The organism is Caulobacter sp. GW821-FHT12A07, assembly GCF_058807655.1.
This window is the reverse complement of the sequence record NZ_JBXAQX010000004.1, coordinates 182,601-203,583: the sequence shown is the minus strand read 5'-3', so window position 1 is coordinate 203,583 and position 20,983 is coordinate 182,601. Positions and strand designations below refer to the sequence as shown.

Genomic DNA, 20,983 nt, shown 5'->3' with positions numbered 1-20,983 from the left:
GGGACCACGAAGTGGTGGAGGGGGCGAGACTGGGCTCGGCGCGCGCGGTCGCCCCCTCCGTCACGACGCCGATGGCGTCGCGCCCCCTCCCCCGTTTCACGGGGGAGGAGCTTGGCTGGCGAACGCCACGCAGGCCTTCAGCACGTCGGTCAACGCGCTGCGCATCGGCGCGGCCTTCGGCGGGCGGTAGGGCGAGGGCCAGGACTGCGGGGTGATGCGGGGCGAGGGATCGTCCATGTAGCCGCGGCAGGCCAGCTCCATCTGCACGGCGTGGATGCCGCGCTCGGGCTTGCCGTAGTGGCGAGTGATCCAGCCGCCCTTGAAGCGGCCGTTGGTGACCATCGGCAGGCCCGAGGTCTCGCAGGCCGCCTCGACAGCCGCCGCCAGCGCCGGATCGCAGCTGGCGCCGCTGTTGGTGCCGATGTTGAACACCGGCAGCTCGCCGGGGAACAGCCGCGGCGCCCGCGAGCGGATCGAGTGGGCGTCGTACAAAACGACCTTGCCATGCAGGGCTAGCAGCCGGTCGATCTCGGCCCGCAGCGCCGCGTGATAGGGAATGAACCAGCGCTCGCGGCGGGCGGCGATCTCGGCCTCGTCCGGCTCCTGGCCCTCGGCATAGAGCCGCTCGCCGTCGAAGGTGTCGGTCGGGCAGAGGGCGGTGGTCGCCATGCCGGGGTAGAGCGAGGCGCCCGACGGGTCGCGATTGACGTCGATCACCGTGCGCGACACCGCCGTCCGCACCGTCGTGGCGCCCAGGTCGTCGGCGAAGTTGTAGAGCCGCTCGATCCACCAGTCGGCGTCCTTGCGGGCCAGCCAGGGCGAGGTCAGGCGTTTTTCGATGTCCTCGGGGATGAAGGATCCCGAGTGGGGGATGCTGACGATCAGGGGCGCGTCGCCCCGCCAGACTTCCAGCCAGTCGCTGCTCATCAGGTCGCTCCGGGCAAGGGAACGCCGGCCGCCGCGACGATGACCGCGCCGGTCCGCACCAGGATGTTGGCCGCTTCCATGTCGGGATGGAAGTGGCGGTCGTCCGACAGGTGCGGCACCTTCTCGCGGACAGACTTCCGCACCGCCTCGAGGGCGGCGCTGGAGGTCAGCGGCGCGTGGAAGTCGCAGCCCTGCGCGGCGGCCAGAAGTTCAATGCCGATCACGGCCGTTGCGTTCTCGACCATCGACAGCAGGCGGCGCGCCCCATGGGCGGCCATCGACACGTGGTCCTCCTGGTTGGCCGAGGTCGGGATGGAGTCGACGCTGGCCGGATAGGCTTTCTGCTTGTTCTCCGAGACCAGGGCGGCGGCCGTGACCTGCGGGATCATGAAGCCGGAATTCAGGCCCGGCTTTGGCGTCAGGAAGGCCGGCAGGCCCGACAGGGCCGGGTCCACCAGCATGGCGATGCGGCGCTCGGCGATCGAGCCGATCTCGCAGACCGCCAGGGCGATCATGTCGGCGGCGAAGGCCACGGGCTCGGCGTGGAAGTTGCCGCCGGACAGGGCTTCGTCGGCCTCGGGGAAGATCAGCGGGTTGTCGGAGACGCCGTTGGCCTCGGTGGAGAGGGTCGTGGCGGCCTGGCGCAGCACGTCGAGCGCCGCGCCCATCACCTGCGGCTGGCAGCGCAGGCAGTAGGGGTCCTGCACCCGCTCGTCCTCCTTCAGGTGCGAGGCGCGGATGTCGGACGACGCCATCAGGCTGCGCAGGGCGGCGGCGGTCTCGATCTGGCCGGCGTGGCGGCGCAGGGCGTGGATGCGGGGGTCGAACGGGGTGTCCGAGCCCTTGGCGGCCTCGGTCGACAGGGCGCCGGTGACCAGGGCCGACTGGAACAGCACCTCGGCCTCGAACAGGCCGGCCAGGGCGTTGGCGTTCGAGAACTGAGTGCCGTTCAGCAAAGCGAGGCCCTCCTTGGGACCCAGCTCGACGGGCGCGAGGCCGGCGCGGGTGAGGGCTTCGAGGGCGGGCTTGCGCACGCCGCCGACGTCGATCTCGCCGACCCCGATCATGGTCGCGGCCATATGCGACAGCGGCGCCAGGTCCCCCGAGGCACCGACCGAGCCCTGGCTGGGCACCACCGGCGTCAGGCCAAGTTCCAGCATGGCCTCCAGCAGCTTGACAGTTTCGACCCGCACGCCCGAAGCGCCTTGCGCCAGGCTCGCCAGCTTGAGGGCCATCATCAGGCGGATCACCGCCACCGGCGAGGGCTCGCCCGTGCCGGCGGCGTGGGACAGCACGATGTTGCGCTGCAGGGTCGCCAGGTCCTCGTCGCCGATGCGCACGCTGGCCAGTTTTCCAAAGCCCGTATTGATGCCGTAGACCGGCTCGCCCTTGGCCAGGATGCGGGTCACCGCCGCCGCGCTGGCCTCGATCACCGGCCAGGCATGGTCCGCCAGGCGGGCCGACGCGCCGCGATAGACGGACTTCCACTGGGCGAGGCTGACCTCGCCGGGATGCAGGACTTCAGTATTCACGAAACGGCGCTCCAGACGCGCGCATGGAGCGGGTTGAAGCCCATGCGGTAGACAAGTTCGGCGGGACGCTCGACGTCCCAGATGGCGAGGTCGCAGGCCTTGCCGGCTTCCAGGGTTCCACGGTCGGCCAGCACGCCCAGGGCCCGGGCGGCCTGCCGGGTGACGCCGGCCAGGCACTCGTCCACGGTCAGGCGGAACAGGGTGGCGGCCATGTTCATGGTCAGCAGCAGGCTGGTCAGCGGCGAGGTGCCGGGGTTGCAGTCGGTCGCGAGCGCCAAAGGCACGCCGGCCGCGCGCAGGGCGTCGATCGGCGGAAGCTTGGTCTCGCGCACAAAGTAATAGGCGCCGGGCAGCAGCACCGCCGTCGTGCCGGCCTTGGCCATGGCCGCGGTGCCCGCTTCGTCCAGATGCTCCAGATGATCGGCCGACAGCGCCCCGAACGCGGCGGCCAGCGCCGCGCCGTGCAGGTTCGACAACTGCTCGGCGTGCAGCTTCACGGGCAGGCCGTGGGCGCGGGCGGTCTCGAACACGCGGCGGATTTGGGCCGGCGAAAAGCCGATGCCCTCGCAGAAGCCGTCCACCGCGTCGGCCAACCCCTCGGCGGCGACGGCGGGGATCATCTCGCGGCAGACGAGGTCGATGTAGCCGTCCGCGTCGCCCTTGAACTCCGGCGGCAGGGCGTGGGCGCCCAGGAAGGTGGTCTTGACCGACACGGGCCGTGCCTTGGCCAGGGCGCGGGCGGCGCGTAGGCTCTTCAGCTCGTGTTCGAGCGACAGGCCGTAGCCGGACTTGACCTCGATCGTCGTCAGGCCCTCGGCGATCAGGGCGTCCAGGCGGGGCAGGGCGGCGGCGACCAGCTGGTCTTCGGTCGCCTCGCGGGTGGCCTTCATGGTCGAGACGATGCCGCCGCCGGCCCGGGCGATCTCTTCGTAGGAGGCGCCGGCCAGTCGCAGCTCGAATTCGTGGGCGCGGTCGCCGCCGAAGATCAGGTGGGTGTGGGGGTCGATCAGGCCGGGCGTGATCCAGCGGCCTTCGCAGTCGATGGTCTCGGCCGCCTCGAAGGCCGGGGCGTCGCTGGCGGGGCCGGCATAGACGATCCGGCCGTCCCGGGCGGCGATGACGCCGTCCTCGACGACGCCCAGGCCGGGCGCGGCTTCGGCGAGGGTCGCAAGGCGGGCCTTGATCCAAACCCGATCGCACCGCATCGCCAACGCCTCCGAGCCGCTTTGAGTCGTTTCCCGCGACCCTTGCGGCCCGGTTCAATATGTATAGACATATTCGCGAGCGACGAGGATTGTCCAGTGAGCGACGCCGAGAATCTTGAAGCCCCCGAACCGGCGTCCGAGGAGATCGGCTTCGAGACCGCGAGCGAGCTCGCTCCGCAGGCGGCTCCTCCTGAAGCGCCCAAGGACGTCGTCGTCTGGTGTGAGAGCGCCCTGCTGGCCGACGGCTGGGCCAAGGGCGTGCGCCTGACCCTCTCCGAAGGCCGCATCGCCCGCATCGACACCGACGTCGTCGCCGGAAGCGAGCCCCGCCTCGGCGCGGCCCTGCCGGGCATGCCCAACCTGCACAGCCATGCCTTTCAGCGAGCCATGGCGGGCCTGACCGAAGCGCGCGGCGAGGGGAGCGACAGCTTCTGGACCTGGCGCGAGCTGATGTACCGCTTCGTCGAGCGGCTGGATCCCGACGCCCTGCAGGCCATCGCCGCCATGGGCCAGGTCGAGATGCTGGAGAGCGGCTTCACCCGCGTCGGCGAGTTCCACTACCTGCACCACGACCGCGACGGCGGCGCCTTCGACAACCCCGCCGAGATGGGCGCGCGGATCGCCGCCGCCGCCGAAGAGACCGGCATCGGCCTGACCCTGCTGCCGGTGTTCTACGCTCACGCCGGTTTCGGTGGCGCCGCGCCGGGCGAGGGCCAGAAGCGCTTCGTCACCGATGTCGACGGCTACGCCCGCCTGCTGGAGGCCAGCCGCGCCGCCGTCGCCGGCCTGCCCGAGGCGGTGGTCGGGATCGCGCCGCACAGCCTGCGCGCCGTCACCGCCGAAGAGCTGACCGCCATCACGCCGTTGGCGGCCGGCGGCCCGATCCACATCCATATCGCCGAGCAGACCAAGGAAGTGGACGACTGCCTGGCCGCCACCGGCCAGCGGCCCGTGCGCTGGCTGATGAACCACGCCGAAGTCGGCAAGTCGTGGTGCCTGGTCCACGCTACCCACATGAACGCCATGGAGACCGAACGCCTGGCCAAGAGCGGCGCGGTGGCCGGCCTTTGCCCCATCACCGAGGCCAATCTGGGCGACGGCGTCTTTCCGGCCCACGACTACCAGGCCGCTGGCGGCGCCTTCGGCATCGGCTCGGACAGCAATGTGCTGATCGACGCGGCCGAGGAGCTGCGTGTGCTGGAATATTCCCAGCGCCTGACCCGCCGGGCCCGCAACGTGCTGGCCGGCGGGCCCAAGCGCTCGACCGGCGGCGAGCTGTGGCGCGCGGCCGTGGCCGGCGGCAGCCAGGCCGTGGGCGGAGGCCGGCCGGGCCTGCGTCGCGGCGCGCCGGCCGACTTCGTCACGCTGGACCGCGAGCATCCGGCCATCGTGGGCCGAAGCGGCGACGCCCTGGTCGACAGCCTGGTCTTCGCGGGCCGCTTTGGGGCGATCGACAGCGTCTGGCGCGCGGGTCGGCCCGTCGTCTCGGGCGGCCGCCACCGGCATCGCGACGCCATCGCCGAGCGCTATCGTCGGGTGCTGAAGGGCCTGCTGTCTTGACGGCTGTTCCTCTCCACCAGCGCATCCGCGACGAGATCGAGGGGCTGATCCGCTCGGGCGCCTGGGCGCCGGGCCATCGCGTGCCGTTCGAGAGCGAGCTTATGGCCCAGTACGGCTGCTCGCGGATGACGGTGAACAAGGCGATGTCGGCCCTGGCCGACGCCGGCCTGGTCGTTCGCCGCCGCCGCGCCGGATCGTTCGTGGCCCGGCCCAAGGTGCATTCCACGGTCCTCGACATCCCCGACATCCAGGCCGAGATCACCGCCCGGGGCGAGACCTACGCCTTCGTGCTGCTGGCCGCCGAGCGTCGCCCCGCCGATCCCGATGACGGCGACGAGGCCGAGCTGGCGGGGGAGGGCGACCTGATCGTGCTGCGCGGCCTGCACGTGGCCGGCGGCCGGCCCTTCGCCCTGGAAGACCGCCTGATCAGCCTGGCCGCCGTGCCCGAGGCCGCCGCCGCCGACTTCGCCGCCGAGCCGCCCGGCGCCTGGCTGCTGCACCACGTGCCGTGGACGGAAGCGGAAAGCCGGATCAGCGCCGTCGGCGCGGAAGCCGCCGTCGCCGAACTGCTGGCCCTGGATGTCGGCACGGCCCTGCTGGCCGTCGAGCGCCGCACCTGGCGGGCCGGCGAGCCCGTCACGCGCGTGCGCCAGCTGTTCCCTGGCGAGGCCTATGACCTGGTGGCGAGGTTCGGGCCGGCGCGCTGACGGGGCGTCGCCGTCTCGCGCATGGCGCTTGCGCGTAGCGGTCTATACCTTCGGGCGAGTCGGGGCCGGCCGTCCCCGGCTTGGGGGAATACCGTGACCGAGCCGTCCTTCGCACCGCCTGCCCAGACCCGCCTGCCGGGCCTCGATCTCTGGGATCAGATGAACGATCCGCCGCCTCGCGAAGTGCGGATCCTCGACGTCATCCATCGGATGTACGACTTCAATCAGGACCGCACCAACAACCAGGAACGGCGCGTGCTGCATCTGCGCGCCCTGCACGTGCTGGAGGGAAAGCCGGTCCTGGTCGAGAAGCGGGTCATCCAGGACAGCCTGATCTTCTCGGCCCTGGGATCGTCCGAGCGGACCTTCGCCAACCCGCTGCTGGCCTGGAACGCCATGGAGGCCGTCGCCGCCCGCAACACCAAGTTCGCCTTCACCGACACGCGTCCCCAGCCTTGTTCGCCGGAGGTCGCCGAGCTTCTGGCGGGGACCGTCGGCGCGCCCGCCTTGTCCTATCGGCACGACGCCATGGACAACGAGCATCAGACCTTCTTCAACGTCGAGCAGTGGGCCGTGGGCATGAAGCTGCGCACGCTCGAGGGCAAGGCCTACTGGGACTGGCTGGACTAAAGCCCGGAACGTCCGGCCGGCGCCCTCCGCCTGGGCGGAACGGCCGGGATCTTCGCGCTTCGGCGTTCCCAGGTGCGCGTTCGGTCGAGTCGTCATACATCGTTATGCGAGCAGTTGGCGAAATCGCGCCCGGGGCGTGATCGTGGCGTTGGGGGGCTTGCGTGAAGGAACTCGAGGCGATCACCGGCGGGGCTCTGGGCGGCTGGATGGCGCGGTTCAGGTCGGACGGGCGCTCGTCCCACGCCGCGCCGCCGCCGGGAACCAGGTGCGAGAACTGCGAGACCGAGCTGGTCGGCCACTTCTGCCACGCCTGCGGCCAGGAGGCGTCGAACCATCACAGGTCGATCCTGCACGTCACCTGGGAAGCCATCGAGGGCATGTTCCACCTCGACGGCCGGCTGTGGCGCACCGTGCCGTGGCTGTTCGTGCGGCCGGGCCGGTTGAGCCGCGAATATCTCGACGGCAAGCGGGCGCGGTACGTGCCGCCGTTCCGCCTGTTCCTGGTCTCGCTGCTGCTGTTCATCCTCTCGGCCGAGACGGTGATCCACAAGACCATGCATGACGCCCAGCACGGAGCCCCGCATGGCGAGGCCGCCGCGGGCGCTCATGGCGAGGACGCCAAGGCGGCCAAGGCCTCGCCGGGCCACGCGGCGCCGAAGGGCGATGGCCCTGCGAAGCCGGACAACGTCGTCACCCTCGGCAAGGAGGGGTCACAGATGCGGTTCGTGACCCCCGAGAAGAACGGGCCGGTCAAGGACAACGCCCGCGCCGAATGGCTGAACACCCAGATCGGCAAGGTCATCGCCACGCCCGGCTACTTCATGGCGGTGGTCTTCGCCTGGGGGCACCGGCTGGCCGTGTTCCTGCTGCCGATCATGGCCCTGGCCCTGGGCGCCTGCTACGTCTACCGGCGCAGGTTCGTCATGTACGACCATCTGGTCGTCTCGATGAACTTCCTGTCGTTCATCTTCCTGCTGTGGGCCCTGGTGCTGATCCTGCCCGCGCCGGTGCGCGACACCGGGGTGTTCCTGGCCATGCTGTGGGCGCCGGTGAACCTGTTCGCGACTCTGCGCGGGGTCTACGGCTCGGGCGTCTTCGGCGCTCTGCTCAAGACCGTGGTCGTCTGGGGGACGACGCTGCTGGCCTTCCTGACCCTGCTGCTGGGCCTGCTGTGGCTGGGGCTGTCGCAGATCTGACGGCGCATGCCGCTTTATTGTTCGTAAGCTGACATTATCCCCAACCGGCGCCGGCGGCTGTCATGACAGTTTCGCATGCGCCTGTTACGCGGACGGTGTTCTGCGGAAATAATCAACAACCGCAGGCACTTCTACGTAAAAAGGGGATTACTTCGTGTCCAAGTCCATGATCGCCCGGTCGGCGCTGATGCTGACCTGTGCGATGGGCGCGCTCGCCAGCGCCGCCGTCGCCAACGCCCAAGAAACCGCCGACTCGACCAGCCTGGAAGAGATCATCGTCACCGCCGAGCGCCGCTCGGTGAACCTGCAGGACACGCCGCTGTCGGTCGCCGTGGTCGGCGGTCAGGACCTGCGCGCCCTGCAGGCCGGCGGCGACGACATCCTGGCCCTGGCCGGCCGCGTGCCCGGCCTCTACGCCGAGACCACCACGGGCCGCATCTTCCCGCGCTTCTACATCCGGGGCCTGGGCAATATCGACTTCTACCTCGGCGCCTCGCAGCCGGTGTCGATCATCCAGGACGAGGTCGTGCTCGAGCACGTCGTCCTGAAGTCGAACCCGGTGTTCGACGTCCAGCAGGTGGAAGTGCTGCGCGGCCCGCAGGGCTCGCTGTTTGGCCGCAACACCACCGCCGGGATCATCAAGTTCGACACCGCCAAGCCGACCCAGACCCTGCAGGGCCAGGCCCAGGCCTCGTACGGCAGCTACGGCACCACCACCTTTGACGGCGGCATCGGCGGCCCGATCGTGGCCGACAAGCTGGCCTTCCGCGTCTCGGCCCTCTACCAGCACCGCGACGACTGGGTGGACAACACCTTCACCGGGACCAGCGCCGACGGCACCAAGACGCCGCAGAGCGACGCCATGGGCGGCTTCGACGAGCGCGACATCCGCCTGCAGATCCTGGCCACCCCGACCGAGAACCTGTCGGTCCTGGCCTCGGCCCACGCCCGCAGCTACGAGGGCACCTCGACCCTCTTCCACCGCGCCGGCCTGAAGAAGGGCTCCAACAGCACCCAGTACGCCGAGCGCGACAAGGTCGCCTTCGACGAGGCGGTCAACAACCCGCAGGCCTACGACACGGTCGGGACCTCGCTGAAGATCGACTACGACTTCGGCGGCGTGAAGCTGACCTCGATCAGCGCCTATGAGGGCACCGACGGCTACAGCCGCGGCGACACCGACGGCGGCGCGGCGGCCAACTTCCCGGTCGGCGGCGTGGCCAACGGCTATGGCCAGTCGCAGGGCGCGGTGAAGGACCTCGACCAGATCACCCAGGAAATCCGCCTGGCCAGCGACACGGACGGCGCCTTCAAGTGGCAGGTCGGCGGCTTCTTCTTCGACAGCCGCGACATCACCAACTTCTACCAGCGCGCCTACTTCGTCCGCACCAACCCCAACAACTGGGTGTCGCTGAAGAACGCCAACACCTCGTGGGCGCTGTTCGGCCAGGTCAGCTATGACCTTTCCGACAAGCTGACCCTCACCGCCGGCCTGCGCGAGACCGAGGACACCAAGAAGACCACCCTGCTGAAGACCGCCGACACGGCCGCCGGCGCGGTGACCTACACCGGCCGCCGCTATGTGAAGATGTCCGACACCCAGCCCAGCTGGGACCTGTCGGCGCTCTACAAGGTGACCGACGACGTCAGCGTCTACGCCCGCGTCGCCCGCGGCTTCCGCGGCCCGACCATCCAGGGCCGCTCGGCGGTGTTCAACAGCGACTTCACCACGGCTAACTCGGAAACGATCCTGTCGTGGGAAGCCGGCTTCAAGAGCCAGCTGCTGGACAACACCCTGCGCCTGAACGCCACGGCCTTCACCTACAAGGTCGAGGACATCCAGCTGAACGGCAACGACAGCAACGGCAACGGCGTGCTGTTCAACGCCGACAAGGCCGAGGCCTACGGCATGGAAGCCGAAGCCCAGTGGAAGCCGATCGCCAACCTGACCCTGACCGCCGGCCTCTCGCTGCTGCACAGCGAGATCAAGGACAAGCGCGTCTACGCCCAGGTCTGCATGCTCAACAGCGTGGTGGTCTGCACCGTGCAGAACCCGACGATCACGACGTCGAACGGCAATGTCTACGCCCAGATCGACGGCCAGCCGCTGCCGAACGCGCCGGAGTACAACATCGACTTCACCGCGCGTTACGACATCCCGCTGGGCAACGGCGGCCTGCTGTTCGCGGCCACCGACTGGAACCAGCAGGGCTACACCAACTACGTCCTCTACAAGACCAAGGAGTTCTACTCCGACGGCAACTTCGAGGGCGGCGTGAAGCTGGGCTACTCGGCTCCGGGCGGCGCGTATGAAGTGGCCCTGTTCGGCCGCAACATCACCAACGAGAAGAACCTCAAGGGCGTGATCGAGAACTACATGGCCTCGGTCTTCAACGAGCCCCGCATCGTCGGTATCTCGGTCAGCGCCAAGCTGCGTTGATCTGAGCTTCTGACCTGAAAGAGCGCCCTCCGAGCTTCGGTTCGGGGGGCGTTTTTCGTCTTCCTTCTCCCCTTGCGGGAGAAGTTGTCGGCGATAGCCGACGGATGAGGGGTCTCTCAAACACCGACCGCCTCACCCAGCTGATCCGCTCGTCGCGGCGGCGCCGATCATCGACCCCTCATCCGACCCGCTGCGCGGGCCACCTTCTCCCGCAAGGGGAGAAGGAACTCAAAGCGACTGCCCGTCGTCCACCGTGATCACCGACCCCGTCACCGCCCGCGCCGCGTCCGACACCAGGTAGAGCGCCGTCGCCTCCAGGTCGGAGGTCTCCATCAGGCGTTTGCGCGGAAAGCCCGACACGAGCTTTTGCCCGCCCTCGGTATTGAACCAGTCGTCGTTCAGCTCGGTGCGGATGTAGCCGGGGCACAGCACATTGACGTTGATACCCTTGCTCGCCCACTCGCGGGCCAGGCTCTTGCCCATGTGGGCCGTGGCGGCCTTGGAGGCGCAGTAGGCGGTGATGCCCGGCAGCACCTTGTGCGCGCCGATCGAGGCCACCAGCAGCACCCGGCCGCGCGCCTCGACGCCGGCCCTGATCATCCGCCGCGCGCCCTCGCGGGCGGTCAGGAACACGCCCCGGGTGTTGACCCCGATGATCTTGTCGAAGTCCTCGATGGCGATATCCAGCGCCGAGGCGCGAACGTTGATCCCGGCGTTGGCGATCACCGAGTTGGGCGGGCCCCAGGCGGCTTCCACCGCGTCGTAGGCGGCGATCACCGAGGCTTCGTCCTCGACGTCCATCGAGACCGCCAGGGCCGAGCCGCCGGCCGCCTCGATCTCGCCGACCAGGGCGGCCAGCCGGTCGGCCCGCCGCGCCGCGACCGCCACCCGCGCGCCGGCCCGGGCGGCCGCCAGGGCCAGGTTCGCGCCGATGCCCGACGAGGCGCCGGTGATCAGCACGGTGCGGCCGGAAAGGTCGGTCATGGCGTATGCTCCCTCGGTTTCGGAAGGGAGCATACGGGTGTTTGAACTGTCCTGAAAACATCTCTCCTATGAGGAGAGGGAGAGGTGTTTTACACGAGCCCCGGTCCTTCGATCTTCACCACCGGGGTGAAGGCCGGGCGGCGTTCGGGCAGGGTGATCTTCAGGCCCTTGTCGTCGCGGGTGAAGGGCAGGGGATCGCCACCGAGCAGCGACACCCGCCGCACCTCGCCAGAAGCATGGGGCGCGCCGACGGCCAGGCTCTCGATGACCATCTCACGGCCCGGCTCGACCAGCGGCAGGGCGTAGAGCGCGCCGGCTTTGGTGGTGAAGCGGATGTCGCGAGCCTCGAACGGCTTGGCGTCGCCCTCGTTCTGCATGCCTTCCACGAGACGCGTCGGACCCTCGCCGTAGATCTTCCACGGCCGGGTCGAATAGATCGCCTCGCCGTTGACGGCGATCCAGCTGGCCATGTCGGCCAGCACCGCGGCTTCCTTGTCGTCGATCGAGCCGTCGCCGCGCTGGGGGATCGACAGCATCAGCGTGCCGTTCTTGCTGACCACGTCGGTCAGGCGCTGCACCACGTCCTTGGCGGTCTTGTAGCCGTTGCGCTCATAGAGCCCGCGGTCGTAGTGCCAGTTGCCGATGCAGGTGTCGGTCTGCCAGGGTTCGTCGCGCAGCCGGTCGGAGAAGCCGCGCTCGACGTCCTCGACGATGGCCTTGCGCTGGAACGCGGTGAGCTTCTTGCCGGTCACCACCACGTCGGTCTTGCCGAACTGGCGCATGGCGTTGTTGTAGAAGTGCGCCGTCGCCTCCAGCCCCGCCTGGCCCAGCGGCAGGGCGTAGTTGTCGAAATAGACCATGTCGGGCTTGTAGCGGTCGACGAGGTCGTTCTGGCGCAGCAGCCAGTTGCGCACGAAGGCGGGGTTGTTGGGTGGCGGGGTCTCCAGCCACTCGCCGTCGTGCTTGTCGTGCCAGGCGTTGGCCTCGGCGATGGACCCCACGCCGTCGGGGATCACCATGTTGCGGCCGGTATAGAGCTGCTGCGGGTCCAGGCCCTGCCACCACTTGCCCTTGCCGTCGGCCTTGGTCAGGCGGAAGGCGTCGTAGCGCTGGCCCTTCAGCGGGCCCTCGGCGTCATAGCCATAGGCCGTCTGCCACCAGTGCCAGGCGTGGGCGGCGTGGTTGGAGACGGCGAACTTCAGGCCGTGGTTGCGGGCGACCTTCTCCCAGGTCCCGACGATGTCGCGCCCCGGACCCACCCGCGTGGTGTTCCAGGCGTGGTGGCGGCTGTCGAACATGTCGAGATTGTCGTGGTGGTTGGCCATCGACATGAAGAACTTCGCCCCAGCGGCGACATAGGTCTTCATCAGCGCTTCGGGATCCCAGAGCTCGGCCTTCCAGCGCGGGATGAACTCCATGAACCCGAACTTGGTCGGGTGCCCGTAGGTCTTCACATGGTGTTCGTAGAAGGGGTTGCCCTGCTGGTACATCTGCCGGCCGTACCAGTCGCCGTACTCGGGCACGCATTGCGGACCCCAGTGCGACCAGATGCCGAGCTTGGCGTCGCGGAACCAGTCGGGCGTCCTGTAGCCGGCCGCCAGCGACTCCCAGCTGGCCTTGAACGGACCGCGAGGCGCGGCAAGTGCGGGAGAAGCGGCGAGGCCGGCGGTCGCGCCCAGAAGCGCGCGGCGGGTGAAGGGCATGGTCGGTCTCGTGTCTCTCGGATCGGTCGGTGGGTCACCCTCGTCCTTCGACAAGCTCAGGATGAGGGTGATTGCAGGCGTTCGGGAACGGGGCAGTAGGAAACCTCACCCTGAGCCTGTCGAAGGGCGAGGTTTCCGTATCCAGGGTCTAGCGAACCGGCGTCAGGCGCGCGGCCGCGCCGCCGCTGGCGGCGAGTTTCAGGGTCAGGGTCGAGGTGGCGGTGAGAGAGGGATTCGAACCTTCGATAGAGTTTGGGGTCGCCCCGTCCTGACGGACGTCGGCTTTCCAAGCCCCCTTGCCCAGGAAGTCGAGCGGAACCTTCACCGTTCGGGCGGTCTCGTTGTTCAACGCGCCGATCCACCATTCGTCGCCCTTGCGGCGGGCGATGACGATCGACTGGCCGATTTCGCCGGTCACGTAGCGGATCTCGTCCCAGGTGGTCGGCACGGCGCTGACGAAGTCCAACCCCTCGGGGCTTTCGGCATAGGTGTCGGGGCTGTCGGCGACGATGGTGAACGGACTGTCGAACACCACGAACATCGCCAGGGCCTGGCCGCGCGTCGTCTGCACGAAGGGCAGCCTGTCGCGCGGCTCGAACTTGTCGGGCGTCACGTTGCGGAAGCCGCCGGGGGTGTAGTCCATCGGCCCCAGCAGCATACGGGTGTAGGCGAGATTGACGTTGTGGGTCGCGGTGATCCGCGCGCTCCACTTGTTGTACTCGGCTCCCAGCACGCCTTCCTGGGTCAGGTAGTGCGGATAGGTGCGGATCAGGCCCGTCGGGTGATAGGCGCCGTGCAGATCGACCATCAGGTGATGCTCGGCCGCGCGCTTGAGCAGGCGGTGGTAGAAGTCGACCATCGCCTGGTCGTCGCGGTCCATGAAGTCGACCTTGATCCCCTTGATCCCCCATTTCTCATAGAGGGGCAGGGCCTCGTCCATCTGGGCGTCCAGCGCCTTCCAGTTCAGCCACAGCCAGATGCCGACCTTCTTCTCCTGGCCGTAGGAAACCAGGCCCGGCAGGTCGAGTTCGGGCTTGGCGCGAGTGACGTCCGCGCCCGGCCGCACCACCGAGGCGCCGCCGGCCCCGATGTTCCAGCCCTCGTCGATCAGCATGTATTCCAGGCCGTTCCTGGCGGCGAAGTCGATATAGGCCTTGATCGTCTCAGGGTTCATGCCGGCGTTGGGCACGGCCTTCAGCGAGGGGCCGTTCCACCAGTCCCAGGCGGCCTTGCCCGGCTTGATCCAGCTGGTGTCGGCCACGACCGACGGCGCGCTCAGCGTGGTCAGCAGGGTGTTCTCGACCAGTTGGCCGGCCTTGGGCGCGATCATGATCACCCGCCAGGGCGAGGCGACGTCGGCGCCCAGGCGGGTCTTCACCGCCGTTCCCGAACCGTCCAGCCGCGGCGACAGCTTGACCGACAGGCCCAGGCGCCCGTCGCCCCGGCCGGTCAGGTACATGCCCGCCCAGTCCTTCAGGTCGGCCTCGGCGATGGCGAAGGCGGCGTTGTCGCCCTGGCAGACCACCGGGGCGTCATAGAGATTGTGCTCGCGGAACTTCGAGGCCTGGACGGCGTCGAACTCGCCCTCGTGGCTGGTGCCGAACTTGCCGAGGTTGAGGCCGTGGCAGCCGTAGTCCCTGGGGAACGAGAACCCCGCCACCTCGTCGTTGACGTTGGTCGCCGCTGTCGCCTCCTGCTGGGGCAGCACATAGCGGAAGGCCACGCCCTGGTCGTAGGCGCGGAACACGACCCGTAAGCGGCGGCCGTTTTCTTCCTGGAAGTCGACGGTCAGGTCGTTGCGCTTCTGGGCCACGTGGCTGACCTTGCCGGCCGGCAGGTCGTAGACGTCTTCGCCCGAGCCGGTTTCCGCGCCGACGATCTTCACGCCGTAGGAAAAGCGGCCGCCCTTGGACAGCTCCAGGCCCAGGCCCGAGGGCGCGATCAGGGGCTTGCCCTTGTAAGCGACGGCGTAGCGCGCCTGTCCCGACTCGTCGGAGACTTGCACCGAGATGGCGCCGTCAGGGGAGGAGAGGGTGCGGGTTTCGGCGGAGGCTTCCGCCCCATACAGCGCTGTCAATGCGGCTCCCGCCAGCAGCGCGTTGCGAATGGCCCCCATGCATCATCTCCCCAAAATTCGTTGTCTCAGTGTTTGTCGTATTAATTAGACCGTGTATGGATCGACGTCGAGCTTTCGATACCGGTAACATTCAGGCGGCTTTGAGACCGTCGAAGCGCAAGGAAGAGCGGGGGAAAATGAAGACCAGGACCCTGACCATCGCCCTGATGGCGACCACCCTTCTGTCGGCTCCGGCGTTCGCCGCCGACGGTCCCAAGAGCACCGCCCATCCGGCCCTGTGGCCCGCGGCCAAGAGCCAGGGCCTTGTCGATCCGGCCACCGAGGCCTTCGTCGACGGCCTGCTGGCCAAGATGACGCTCGAGGAGAAGATCGGCCAGATGATCCAGGCCGACACCGCCTCGATCAAGGCCGACGACCTCAAGACCTATCCGCTGGGTTCGATCCTGGCCGGCGGCAGCTCGCCGCCCCTGGGCGCGCCCGACCGCTCGCCGGTCGGCCCCTGGGTCGACACCGTCAAGGCTTTCCGCGACGCCGCCGCCCAGCGCGGCGGGACCAACATCCCGCTGATGTTCGGCATCGACGCCGTGCACGGCAACAACAACGTCGTCGGCGCCACGCTCTTCCCGCACAACATCGGCCTGGGCGCCGCCCATGACCCTGAACTGATCCGCAAGATCGGCGCCGCCACCGGCCAGGAGACAGCGGTGTCAGGCTTCGACTGGGCCTTCGGCCCGACCCTGACCGTGCCGCGCGACGACCGCTGGGGCCGCGCCTTCGAGGGCTATTCGGAAGATCCGCAGATCGTCAGCCTCTACGCCCGTGAGATGATCCTGGGCCTGCAGGGCGCGGTCAGCGAGGGCCAGGCCCTGCAGAAGGGCCACGTGGCGGCCAGCGCCAAGCACTTCCTGGGCGATGGCGGCACCACCAACGGCAAGGACCAGGGCAATACGGAGGTCTCCGAGCAGGAGCTGATCCGCCTGCACGCCCAGGGCTACGTCCCGGCCATCAACGCCGGGACCATGACCATCATGGCCTCGTTCAACAGCTGGAACGGCCAGAAGATGCACGGCAACAAGTCGCTGCTGACCGACGTGCTGAAGGGCAAGATGGGCTTCGACGGCTTCATCGTCGGCGACTGGAACGGCCACGGCCAGGTCGACGGCTGCACCCCGACCAACTGCGCCCAGGCCGCCAATGCGGGCCTGGACATGTACATGGCCCCCGACAGCTGGAAGGGCCTTTATGACAACCTGCTGGCCCAGGCCAAGTCGGGCGAGATCCCGATGGCGCGCATCGACGACGCCGTGCGCCGCATCCTGCGCGTAAAGGCCAAGCTGGGTCTCTTCCAGACGGCCCGTCCGTGGGAAGGCCGCGAGGGCGTGGTCGGCAACGCCGATCACCGCGCGGTCGCCCGGGAGGCCGTGGCCAAGTCGCTGGTGCTGCTGAAGAACAACGGCGTCCTGCCGATCAAGGCCAGCGCGAAGGTGCTGGTGGCCGGCTCGGGCGCCGACGACATCGGCCAGCAGTCGGGCGGCTGGACCCTGTCGTGGCAGGGCACCGACAACAAGAATAGCGACTTCCCCAACGCCCAGTCGATCTATTCGGGCTTCAAGGAAGCGGTCGAGGCCTCGGGCGGCAGCGCCACCCTCAGCGTCGACGGCTCGTTCACCGACAAGCCCGACGTCGCCGTCGTGGTGTTCGGCGAGACGCCTTACGCCGAGGGCGTGGGCGACCTGAAGACCCTGGAATACCAGCCGGGCGACAAGACCGATCTGGCGCTCCTGAAGAAGCTGAAGGCCGCCGGCGTGCCGGTGGTGGCCGTGTTCCTGTCGGGCCGCCCGCTGTGGGTGAACCCGGAGATCAACGCCTCGGACGCTTTCGTGGCCGCCTGGCTGCCGGGCTCGGAAGGCGGCGGGATCGCCGACGTGCTGGTCGGCGACAAGGCCGGCAAGGCCCGCCGCGACTTCAACGGCAAGCTGTCGTTCAGCTGGCCCAAGACCGCCGCCCAGACCTCGCTGAACAAGGGCGACAAGACCTATTCGCCGCTGTTCGCCTACGGCTACGGCCTCAGCTACGCCAAGCCGGGCAAGGTGGCCAAGCTGTCGGAAGTCTCGGGCGTCACCGCCATCGCGGCCAACGACAGCAACTACTTCGTCGGCGGCAAGACGCCGGCGCCGTTCGAGTTCCGCCTGCTGCCGACCACCTCGGTGCACATCAAGCCGATCGACGCCGGCAACGTGCAGGAGGCTGGCCGCCAGCTGACCTTCGCCGGCGGCGTGCCCGCCGCGGCCGAGATCGCGGCCGACAAGGCCTTCGACCTGACCTTCCAGACCAACGCCGAGATCGCCCTTCAGATCGCCTACCGCGTCGACGCCGCGCCTTCGGCCAAGACCACCCTGGGCATCGGCGCCGGCAAGCTCGACGTCACCTCGGTGCTCGCGGGCACCAAGGCCGGCGAGTGGACCAGCCTGAAGGTGCCGCTGAAGTGCTTCCAGTCGGCCGGCACGGACGTCACCAAGGTCGAGGCCCCGTTCTCGCTGGCCACGGCCGGCTCGCTGACCGTCTCGATCAGCGGCGTGAAGCTGACCACCGACCCGACCGGCACGACCTGCCCGGCCAAGGCGGACTGATTGGGGATCGACATTCGGAACCCTCGGCCATTTTTCTCCGAGCATCCCCGCGAAGGCGGGGATCCAAGCCGAGCTCGGAGATGATCCACGGCCGCGCCACGTCCTGAAAGCCAGCTTGGGTCCCCGCCTTCGCGGGGATTTGACGGATTGGGGGAGGGGGAACTGCTGAATGTCGAGCCAACCTGACCAGAAGGATGTCATCCTGGCTCTCCGCGCTTCGCGCTCCGGCCGGGATGACGATCTGAGTAGCGACTAAGCGGAGACCTCGCGTGCGCCTGACCCGTCACCTGCTCGCCGGGGCCGCCGCCCTGGCCGTCGTATCGCCCGCCGCCGCCGCGCCGCTGCTGGCCTCGGTGTTCACCGACCACGCCGTGCTCCAGCGCGACCGGCCGATCCAGGTCTGGGGCGTCGCCGCCCCGAACGCCGCCGTCTCCATCGATCTTTCCGGCCAGGCCGTGACGGCCGTCGCCGACGCCCAGGGCCGCTGGGCCGCCCAGCTTCCGGCCCGCGCGGCCAGCGCCGCGCCGCTGACCCTGACCGTCAAGGCCGGGTCCGAGACCCAGACCGTGTCCGACCTGCTGGTCGGCGACGTCTGGCTGTGCTCGGGCCAGTCGAACATGGAATATCCGCTGCGCCGCGCCTTGCAGGGCGAGGCCGAGGCGCAGAATTCCGCCGATCCGCAGATCCGCCTGCTGCAGACCGGCCGCACCAGCCTGCCGCATCCGACCGACACGCTGCCCGCCTACGCCGTCTGGAAGACGTCGAGCTACGACAGCGCCAACAACTTCTCGGCGGCCTGCTGGTTCATGGGTCGCGAGATCAAGAAGACCACCGGCGCGCCGGTCGGCCTGATCGACGCCACCTGGGGCGGCTCGGTGATCCAGGATTGGATCAGCGGCCCGGGCCTCAAGGCGCTGGGCAACTATGACGAGGGCCTGTCGGTGCTGGCCGACTACGCCCAGGATCCCGCCAAGGGCATGGCCCGCTGGGGCGCGATGCTCGACCGCTGGGCCGCCCGGGTCGAACCGCATGCCGCGAACTGGGCCAAGCCCGGCTTCGACGACCGCGCCTGGAAGACCATGCCGGCGCAGCAGTTTTGGGAGACCAATCCGGGCCTGGAAACCTTCGACGGCACGATCTGGCTGCGCGCCACCATCACCCTGACCAAGGCCCAGGCGGTTCAGGGCGCCACCCTGGTGCTGGGTCCGGTCGACGACATCGACACCACCTTCGTCAACGGCCGCGCCGTCGGCTCGCAGGAGGGCTGGGACGCCAAGCGCGCCTACGCCGTTCCGGCCGGCGTGCTGAAGGCGGGCGCCAACGTCATCGCCGTGCGGGCGATCGACGCCGGCGGCGGGGGCGGGGCCTGGGGTCCGGCCAAGGACAAGGGCCTGAAGCTTGCCGGCGGCTCGTTCGTCCCGCTGGGCGCGTCCTGGCGCTACAAGGTCTCGACCAACCTTTCCGACACCGGCCTGCCGCCGCATGCGCCGTGGCTGGGGGCCTCGGGCCTCTCGACCCTGCACAACGGCATGATCGCCCCGCTGGCGCCCTACGGCGTCAAGGGCTTCGCCTGGTACCAGGGCGAGGCCAACGTCACCGAAGCTCCGGAATACGCCCGCCTGATGCCGGCCCTGATCGCCGACTGGCGCCGCGAATTCGCCGCGCCCGACGCGCCGTTCCTGATGGTGCAGCTGGCCAGCTTCGGCCCGCAGACCGACAAGCCCGGCGTCTCGCGCTGGGCCGAGCTGCGCGACGTCCAGCGCCGCACGGTCGCCGCCGATCCGAACACCGGCCTGGCCTCGGCCGTCGACATCGGCTCGCCCTACGACATCCACCCGGCCGACAAGCTGCAGGTCGGCCTGCGCCTGGCGGGCCTGGCCAGGAAGCTGGCCTATGGCGAGGCGTCCCTGAACGCCTCCGGCCCCGCGCCGGTCTCGGCCGCCCGCGACGGCGCCGACGTCGTCGTCACCCTGGACCAGCCGGCGGTGGTTTACGGCTCGGCGCGACCGGCCGGCTTCGAACTCTGCGACGCGCCCGAGTCGTGCCGCTTCGTCGACGCGGCCGTGGACGGCGCCAAGGTCCGCATCACGGTTCCGGCCGGCTACGCCGCCGTGAAGGTCCGCTTCGCCTGGGCCGACAGCCCGGTGCTGAACCTCTACGGCGCTAACCGCTTGCCCGCGACGCCGTTCGAACTCAAAATCCCTCTCTCTTAGAGAGAGGGAGGGGCCCGCCGCGAAGCGGTGGGAGGGTGAGAGGTTTCACCGCTGGCCGGGAAGCCCTGTGCGCTTGGCCAGGGCAGCCGAGCGTTCGCGCCCCATCCTGAGAGATTATAACCTCTCACCCTCCCACGCCTGTGGCGTGGGCCCCTCCCTCTCTCAAAGAGAGAGGGAATTTCCACTCCAGCCACGCTCGTTAACCAGCAACCCCTTGCCGCATAACGCTTTCCCTCCTCGGAAACGAGGATTTCGCGTGACCGACCGCACCTGCGAAGAACTGGCCGAACTTTGGCGCACGGTGTTCGGCGAGCCGCCACCGATCACCTCCGAGCCGGGCCTCGTCGCCGAGGTCCTGGTGCGCTGCCTGCCGCTAGCCGAACCCTATGGCCCGCAAGCTTTGCCTGTGGCTAAGCTTGAGCGGAAGGCGTCCTGAGAGCCTCATAGGCCCTATCTATCTCGCGAACTGATTTTATCGATTGGACCTATTTGCTGCGGCGCGATACCTACGACGCATCCTTTCCAACGGAGCGTCTCATGTCGCTGATCAACACCGAGATCAAACCCTTCACCGCCCAATCCTATAAGGACGGCAAGTTCGTCACGGTCAGCGACGCCGACCTGAAGGGCAAGTGGTCGGTGGTCTTCTTCTACCCGGCCGACTTCACCTTCGTCTGCCCGACCGAACTGGAAGACCTGGCCGACAACTACGAGGTCTTCACCCGTCTGGGCGTCGAGATCTACGCCGTGTCGACCGACACCCACTTCTCGCACAAGGCCTGGCACGACAGCTCGCCGGCCATCGGCAAGATCAAGTATCACATGGTCGGCGACCCCTCGGGCACCATCACCAACAACTTCGAAGTGATGCGTCCGGGCGTCGGCCTGGCCGACCGCGGCACCTTCCTGATCGACCCGGAAGGCGTGATCCAGTTCACCGAGACGACCGCCGAAGGCATCGGCCGCAACGCCATCGAGCTGCTGCGCAAGATCAAGGCCGCCCAGTACGTGGCCTCGCACCCGGGCGAAGTCTGCCCGGCCAAGTGGGAAGAGGGTGAAAAGACCCTGGCTCCCTCGCTCGACCTCGTCGGCAAGATCTAAGACTTAAGTACCGCCTACCCGCGCCGCCGCTCCTCTCCCCTCTGGGGCGGCGGCGCAACTTCTCGATCGTTCGCCGCG

At 68.8% G+C, this 20,983-nt stretch carries 15 protein-coding genes; 9 read left to right on the top strand and 6 right to left on the bottom strand.

The window, feature by feature from the left end:
- Positions 1–96: 96 nt before the first annotated feature.
- Genes hutG through hutI form a run of 3 tightly spaced genes read right to left on the bottom strand, consistent with a single transcriptional unit; the run spans position 97 to position 3,664 of the window.
- Entirely contained in the window at positions 97–927 is an 831-nt protein-coding gene (gene hutG / locus AC1RRS_RS10430) for an N-formylglutamate deformylase (protein ID WP_492855102.1), read from the bottom strand.
- On the bottom strand, positions 927–2,474 hold the full coding sequence (hutH, locus tag AC1RRS_RS10425) for a histidine ammonia-lyase (RefSeq protein WP_492855308.1): 1,548 nt from the start codon (positions 2,472–2,474) through the stop codon (positions 927–929). Before hutH ends, hutG begins: the two co-directional genes overlap by 1 nt.
- Complete coding sequence (hutI, locus tag AC1RRS_RS10420; RefSeq protein WP_492855101.1) at positions 2,456–3,664, bottom strand: imidazolonepropionase; 1,209 nt, start codon at positions 3,662–3,664, stop codon at positions 2,456–2,458. The genes hutH and hutI overlap by 19 nt, the downstream gene beginning before the upstream one ends.
- A 96-nt stretch (positions 3,665–3,760) precedes the next feature.
- Between hutI and AC1RRS_RS10415 the strand changes: the two genes are divergently transcribed.
- The 5 genes from AC1RRS_RS10415 (at position 3,761) to AC1RRS_RS10395 (ending at position 10,197) form a co-directional block, all read left to right on the top strand.
- The gene (locus tag AC1RRS_RS10415; protein WP_492855100.1) at positions 3,761–5,224 is read left to right on the top strand and encodes a formimidoylglutamate deiminase; all 1,464 of its coding nucleotides are present in this window, start codon (positions 3,761–3,763) and stop codon (positions 5,222–5,224) included.
- Positions 5,221–5,931 carry a histidine utilization transcriptional repressor HutC gene (gene hutC / locus AC1RRS_RS10410; protein ID WP_492855099.1) on the top strand — a complete coding sequence of 237 codons (711 nt, stop codon included), beginning with the start codon at positions 5,221–5,223 and terminating at the stop codon, positions 5,929–5,931. The genes AC1RRS_RS10415 and hutC overlap by 4 nt, the downstream gene beginning before the upstream one ends.
- A 93-nt stretch (positions 5,932–6,024) precedes the next feature.
- Positions 6,025–6,561 carry a UTRA domain-containing protein gene (locus AC1RRS_RS10405; RefSeq protein ID WP_492855098.1) on the top strand — a complete coding sequence of 179 codons (537 nt, stop codon included), beginning with the start codon at positions 6,025–6,027 and terminating at the stop codon, positions 6,559–6,561.
- A gap of 161 nt (positions 6,562–6,722) precedes the next feature.
- The gene (locus tag AC1RRS_RS10400) at positions 6,723–7,757 is read left to right on the top strand and encodes a DUF3667 domain-containing protein (protein ID WP_492855097.1); all 1,035 of its coding nucleotides are present in this window, start codon (positions 6,723–6,725) and stop codon (positions 7,755–7,757) included.
- A 187-nt stretch (positions 7,758–7,944) separates the two neighbouring features.
- The gene (locus AC1RRS_RS10395; RefSeq protein ID WP_492855307.1) at positions 7,945–10,197 is read left to right on the top strand and encodes a TonB-dependent receptor; all 2,253 of its coding nucleotides are present in this window, start codon (positions 7,945–7,947) and stop codon (positions 10,195–10,197) included.
- A 228-nt stretch (positions 10,198–10,425) separates the two neighbouring features.
- Here AC1RRS_RS10395 and AC1RRS_RS10390 read toward each other — a convergent pair whose 3' ends face one another.
- From AC1RRS_RS10390 to AC1RRS_RS10380, 3 genes are all read right to left on the bottom strand, one after another.
- Positions 10,426–11,181, bottom strand: a complete 756-nt coding sequence (locus AC1RRS_RS10390; RefSeq protein ID WP_492855096.1) for an SDR family NAD(P)-dependent oxidoreductase — start codon at positions 11,179–11,181, stop codon at positions 10,426–10,428.
- Positions 11,182–11,270: 89 nt separating this feature from the next.
- Positions 11,271–12,884 carry an alpha-L-fucosidase gene (locus tag AC1RRS_RS10385; RefSeq protein WP_492855095.1) on the bottom strand — a complete coding sequence of 538 codons (1,614 nt, stop codon included), beginning with the start codon at positions 12,882–12,884 and terminating at the stop codon, positions 11,271–11,273.
- 148 nt (positions 12,885–13,032) lie between these two features.
- On the bottom strand, positions 13,033–15,000 hold the full coding sequence (locus AC1RRS_RS10380; RefSeq protein ID WP_492855094.1) for a glycoside hydrolase family 97 protein: 1,968 nt from the start codon (positions 14,998–15,000) through the stop codon (positions 13,033–13,035).
- A 137-nt stretch (positions 15,001–15,137) separates the two neighbouring features.
- Here AC1RRS_RS10380 and AC1RRS_RS10375 point away from each other — a divergent pair, with 137 nt between their 5' ends.
- The 4 genes from AC1RRS_RS10375 to ahpC all read left to right on the top strand — a co-directional run bounded on the left by AC1RRS_RS10375 (position 15,138) and on the right by ahpC (position 20,905).
- Positions 15,138–17,591, top strand: a complete 2,454-nt coding sequence (locus AC1RRS_RS10375) for a glycoside hydrolase family 3 protein (RefSeq protein WP_492855093.1) — start codon at positions 15,138–15,140, stop codon at positions 17,589–17,591.
- A 269-nt stretch (positions 17,592–17,860) separates the two neighbouring features.
- Positions 17,861–19,804: a sialate O-acetylesterase gene (locus AC1RRS_RS10370; RefSeq protein ID WP_492855092.1), complete on the top strand. Its 1,944-nt coding sequence runs from the start codon at positions 17,861–17,863 to the stop codon at positions 19,802–19,804.
- Positions 19,805–20,060: 256 nt separating this feature from the next.
- Entirely contained in the window at positions 20,061–20,240 is a 180-nt protein-coding gene (locus AC1RRS_RS10365; protein ID WP_487287718.1) for a hypothetical protein, read from the top strand.
- 101 nt (positions 20,241–20,341) lie between these two features.
- Entirely contained in the window at positions 20,342–20,905 is a 564-nt protein-coding gene (ahpC, locus tag AC1RRS_RS10360; RefSeq protein WP_110117960.1) for an alkyl hydroperoxide reductase subunit C, read from the top strand.
- Positions 20,906–20,983: the final 78 nt, after the last annotated feature.

Excerpts from the sequence above, each read along its gene's own strand:
- hutG (WP_492855102.1), bottom strand. The coding sequence starts at position 927 with ATGAGCAGCGACTGGCTGGAAGTCTGGCGGGGCGACGCGCCCCTGATC.
- hutI (WP_492855101.1), bottom strand. The coding sequence starts at position 3,664 with ATGCGGTGCGATCGGGTTTGGATCAAGGCCCGCCTTGCGACCCTCGCC.
- AC1RRS_RS10395 (WP_492855307.1), top strand. The coding sequence starts at position 7,945 with ATGCTGACCTGTGCGATGGGCGCGCTCGCCAGCGCCGCCGTCGCCAAC.
- AC1RRS_RS10390 (WP_492855096.1), bottom strand. The coding sequence starts at position 11,181 with ATGACCGACCTTTCCGGCCGCACCGTGCTGATCACCGGCGCCTCGTCG.
- AC1RRS_RS10385 (WP_492855095.1), bottom strand. The coding sequence starts at position 12,884 with ATGCCCTTCACCCGCCGCGCGCTTCTGGGCGCGACCGCCGGCCTCGCC.
- AC1RRS_RS10380 (WP_492855094.1), bottom strand. The coding sequence starts at position 15,000 with ATGGGGGCCATTCGCAACGCGCTGCTGGCGGGAGCCGCATTGACAGCG.
- AC1RRS_RS10375 (WP_492855093.1), top strand. The coding sequence starts at position 15,138 with ATGAAGACCAGGACCCTGACCATCGCCCTGATGGCGACCACCCTTCTG.
- ahpC (WP_110117960.1), top strand. The coding sequence starts at position 20,342 with ATGTCGCTGATCAACACCGAGATCAAACCCTTCACCGCCCAATCCTAT.